3 protein-coding genes are annotated in these 4,572 nt (G+C 39.8%); all 3 read left to right on the plus strand.

The window, feature by feature from the left end:
* Positions 1–395: 395 nt before the first annotated feature.
* The 3 genes from ACTNCK_RS11450 (at position 396) to ACTNCK_RS11460 (ending at position 4,481) form a co-directional block, all read left to right on the plus strand.
* On the plus strand, positions 396–1,664 hold the full coding sequence (locus tag ACTNCK_RS11450; protein WP_441082850.1) for an AAA family ATPase: 1,269 nt from the start codon (positions 396–398) through the stop codon (positions 1,662–1,664).
* Positions 1,657–2,358 (plus strand): RloB family protein, encoded by a 702-nt coding sequence (locus ACTNCK_RS11455; RefSeq protein ID WP_441082851.1) that lies wholly within the window; start codon positions 1,657–1,659, stop codon positions 2,356–2,358. Before ACTNCK_RS11450 ends, ACTNCK_RS11455 begins: the two co-directional genes overlap by 8 nt.
* A gap of 179 nt (positions 2,359–2,537) precedes the next feature.
* On the plus strand, positions 2,538–4,481 hold the full coding sequence (locus tag ACTNCK_RS11460; protein ID WP_441082852.1) for a hypothetical protein: 1,944 nt from the start codon (positions 2,538–2,540) through the stop codon (positions 4,479–4,481).
* Positions 4,482–4,572: the final 91 nt, after the last annotated feature.

Raw genomic sequence — 4,572 nt, forward strand, 5'->3', positions numbered from 1 at the left:
AATGAATACGAACGTATGTATGCTGAAGCGGTGGATAAAAACGCAAAAGTAGCAAGTTAAAGTGGAAAATTTCTCATTTTAACTTGTACTAAATCTTGACATAAGACCAGACTTCTTGACGAACTCGATGTTATCGAATGCTTCACTGAGCCCGGAAAAGTGCCAATACAGGGCGAAGTCCTGAAAAAGCAGGAAGACTTGTTCACAGCCATGGATGTCACGCCACTATACGCCAAGCATAGTTTGGAGTAATCGGGAATTTAGGTTTTAGTCCCCGGAAAGCCTATGCTTGACGGAAACAGTTTTTTTGATGAAAACCCCAAAAATTAATTTTACAAGCCGATATCCGATAAAATATCTCAAATATCTTGACGTAATAAGCATATTGGGGTATAATGACGCTGTCAAAATATATCCTAGAGATGGAGGGACGCGCCATGCTGTGCCAATTTTCAGTAAAGAATTATAAGAGTATAAGAGATGAGATAACATTTGATATGCAGGCGACCGCTATTTCTGAGCATACAGACCGGGTAATCAAGGACAGCGATGAGCAATTGTTTTTGCCTGTTTCGGCGATCTATGGCCCGAATGGTGGCGGAAAGTCTAATGTTCTGAAGGCAATGCAGGCACTTGGGACAATGGTCTTAAGGCCGGTACTTGCAACAAAACAAAACAGAGCTGCAGACTATAAGTTTAACAGATATCCGGTTAAACCGTTTGTCTTTTCTGAAGAAGGGAAGAATAATCCGACTGAATTTGAAATATTCTTTAGAACAAAAATTGCCGAATACAGATATGTCCTTCACGTCAAGGAGGATATCGTTGTATATGAAAGCCTTGACAGAGTCAAGCTGGAAACGGGCAGGAAATCAGGGCTATTTCTGCGCAAAGGGGAAGAAATCAGTTTAAGAGGCGTCTTTGCCAGACTAAAGATCAGTGACGGACTGTCGCAAAGTCTTCCGCTACTCTCATATCTTGGCATCACTTACATGAATAATGACGTTGTCAAGGATGTTATCGACTGGTTTGAGTACGGTATAGATTTTCTGAACTATGGAAATCCGCTGGAAGAACTTCGGACAGCAATCGCTTCTTCAGACGAAATCAAAAAACTGGTTCTCGATATGATCAAAGAAATGGATCTCGATATTGAAGATTTCCGAGTTGAAGAAAGGGAGAACAATAAAATAGAGGTTTTCACACAGCATAATGTGGATGGGTATAAAGCAGAGCTGACTCTTTCTGAAGAATCTAGCGGAACAAAGAAGCTGTTTGGTCTTCTTCCTTTTATTGCTAAGAGTCTGGTTTGCGGCTCAACACTCGTAATTGATGAGCTGGATGCTAAGATTCATCCGGTACTTCTTCGCTATGTCATCATGCTGTTTAACAACATGGAGATAAACCGGAATGGCGCGCAGCTGGTTTTCACATCCCACGATCTTTCTACAATGAACAATGAAGTGTTCAGGCGCGATGAAATCTGGTTTGTTGCCAAAGGAAACTATCAGAATTCAAAACTGTATTCGCTGGTAGAATTTAAAACCGGAAATGGCGAGGTTGTTCGTAAAGACGCCAAATATGACAAGCAGTACCTTGAAGGTAAGTACGGTGCAGATCCGTATCTGAGAAAGATCATAGATTGGAGTGTTGTGAATGCCTAGAAAAATCGGAACGGAAAACTGGAGAAAGAAGCGCCGCCAGGAACATCTGGAAATGAAGGAGTACAGATATTACATCTTCTGTGAAGGAGAGCAGACAGAACCGCGTTACTTCGGTGGGTTCAAAAAACTGATTGAAGATAATCCTATTTATCGCGACATGGTTTTGATCCAGATCGAACCATGTGGCGCAGAAACGATGCGTGTGATTGGTCGGGCTGAACAGTATGTTAAGGATAATCAGATCACCAAGGGCCAGATCTGGTGCATCTATGATAAAGACAGCTTCCCTGCTCGGAACTTCAATGGGGTTGTCACCCGGGCTGAATCTCTGAACAAAGAGAACCCATTGGTGCAGTACCATGCAGCATGGAGCAACGAATGCATAGAATTCTGGTTCATGCTGCATTTTGCTTACTATACGTCGAACAATCATCGGACGGAATACATACGATTTCTCAATGAAAGATACGCTCAGCTGGGGTTGGGCAAGTATAAGAAAAACTCCGACGATACCTTCGATATTCTGATGACGCACGGAAACCCAAAATTGGCAGCCAGATATGCCAAAAAGATTATTAAAGAACATAAAGGTCTTTCTCCGGCAGATATTGCACCCGGAACCAATGTGTACGAACTGGTAGAGGAACTGGCAAAATATCTGCCGGAGAAATCAAAAGAACATTTTATAGACTAGCCGAGGAGGATTAATTTGCAGAAGAAAACAGGAGTACATTTTTATATTAAGTTTGGCCGCTGATACTTTACAGGAGCCTGGGTGGCTTTTGCGATATGTAATTGTAGTAAGAGGCTAGGGATTTTACCTACAATCATGCCCGAAGCCTTGAGAATAATTTCGTTTTACGTGAGGTATATATGCTAGAAACAGCTGTAAGCATAACTGAATTTCTAATAGAAAACCAAGGCAGGATGATAACTGCCCTTGTTGTCTTATGCCTTGTGCTGGCATCTATAATAGCTTTTTACGAATATAAAGATAAACTGTTGGAGCGTATTGTTAATCCTAGAAACAAATGGAATTTTGCAATACTGATTGTTCTAATGGCATTTCTTCTGGTCATAGCTTCGAACCGTTCAGTTCCTGTTTTGCTATTATTGGTCGATGTAGTCTTGTGGGTATTATTTCTGATTGCCTGCTTTGTTTCACTTCCGATTGTATGTAGTGTTAATCAAAAAGGTAACGTCATTAGAAAATTGAGATCTCGAAGACTGTTTCATTTGCATAAACAATTGGAAGAAGGATTTGCACTTGAGTATCTTGAATATTTTAAAAGTAGTAATATCTACGATACACCTAGTGCAAAAACACCATTCAGTATCCGATTCCTACACATGTTTGTAGATAGCGATGTGAAGCTATATTATCAATTTTTGAAGTCTTCTTTTTTGTTTTACACTGGTGATGCTGCAGGTGCGTACAAGACATTGTCAGCAATCGATAGAAAATTGCTTTATCCAGAAGAAGCGCAAAGCCTTGATTTAGATAGAGCTGTCTTTTTAACGTTGATGGGAGATATCAACGCAGCAAAACAGTTACTGGGAAATCCAGATGATAATGCATCTAGTGATCCTGAAGTATGGATGTCTTATGCATTTATTGCAGAAGCCCAAGGAGATATGGATGCAGCATATCAATTTGCTGCAAAGTCAAAATCTTTGGCAGAGGTTGGTAGTTATCCTGATTGGAAACTTGCACAGGTTTTTAATAATTATTCAAGATTCGCATTTATAATCGGAAATCGAACTGAAACACTTCAGTATCTTGACCGCGCATGGGAGAAAACTAAAAATTGCCATAGTGTGGATTTAATCCATATTATCGGATCCAACAGAATTCTTCGTAAAGCCATTGAAGGCTGTCCTAAGAGCGATTGTTACGCAGCGCTGAAGGAATACAAGGAAAAGGTTAGATGTTATAGCATTAATAATTCTATTGAGATAGAAAATTGTGAAATACAGCTAGGCAGGCAATTTTCTGATGACACAGCAGTTTACCATCTTATAAAAGACGGTTATCAGAACCTGATTAATAAACTAGATGTACATCAACGGGAGTTGTTTAAAGCATCTACCTTTTGCATGCTTATGAACGGCTTGTACGTGCATGATTGGTTTGATGCAGAAATATCTCTTGATATTAACACATATTTAAAGTTAACGCTCGAAGAAAGACTCCGTGTCTTTAAAGAGTATATTGGAATCTTAACGCAAACCGACTTTATATCTATGCGGAATCAGGAACCGTATAAATCGCTTTATGGTTTGATTGTAAAGTATTATCGAGATTCCGCAGTCAAGGAAATTGATGAAGAACTTGCGAGGACAGAGTCATACTGTATCTATCGTCAAAATGAGCTTATGAAATTGAAGCTCGGAATACTCAGAATTGTTGAAGGACCTGAGCATTTAGAGAAAAGTAAAAACATATATCTTGATCAATATGAAATGCTAAAAAATGCCGGATTAAAGATCGAGGCGACCTATGTGCTACTTCTTCTAATGGATGAGTGTACGTCCTCTTACAATGTCATGATTCAAACGACTCAGTTAATGCCTATGGTAGGACCTCAAGGACTTATAAACGCATATGTACCCGCTTGGAGTGGTTATTTTGAAGATTTTATTCAGAAAGCTATTAATAGTGCACCACCGCCAACGGTATTAGATGATAAGATACACGTGCAATATTCGCAAATAGGGTTTAATACTCCTGTCAATATTATGCCGGTCCATGACGATATCATAAAAGAATATATCGACGATGTTGTTAAAGATTTTGACTCAAACTTCGCAGTATAAAATACCGCGTAGCACCTTGAAAATTCAATAAAGAGTGACTTAAACCCGGCTTTTAGGCCGCTGATAGCTGTCGCCTCATTGCCGGTCGGAG

Source organism: Candidatus Weimeria sp. HCP3S3_B5 (genome assembly GCF_052064335.1).
Classification (GTDB): Bacteria; Bacillota; Clostridia; order Lachnospirales; family Lachnospiraceae; genus Weimeria.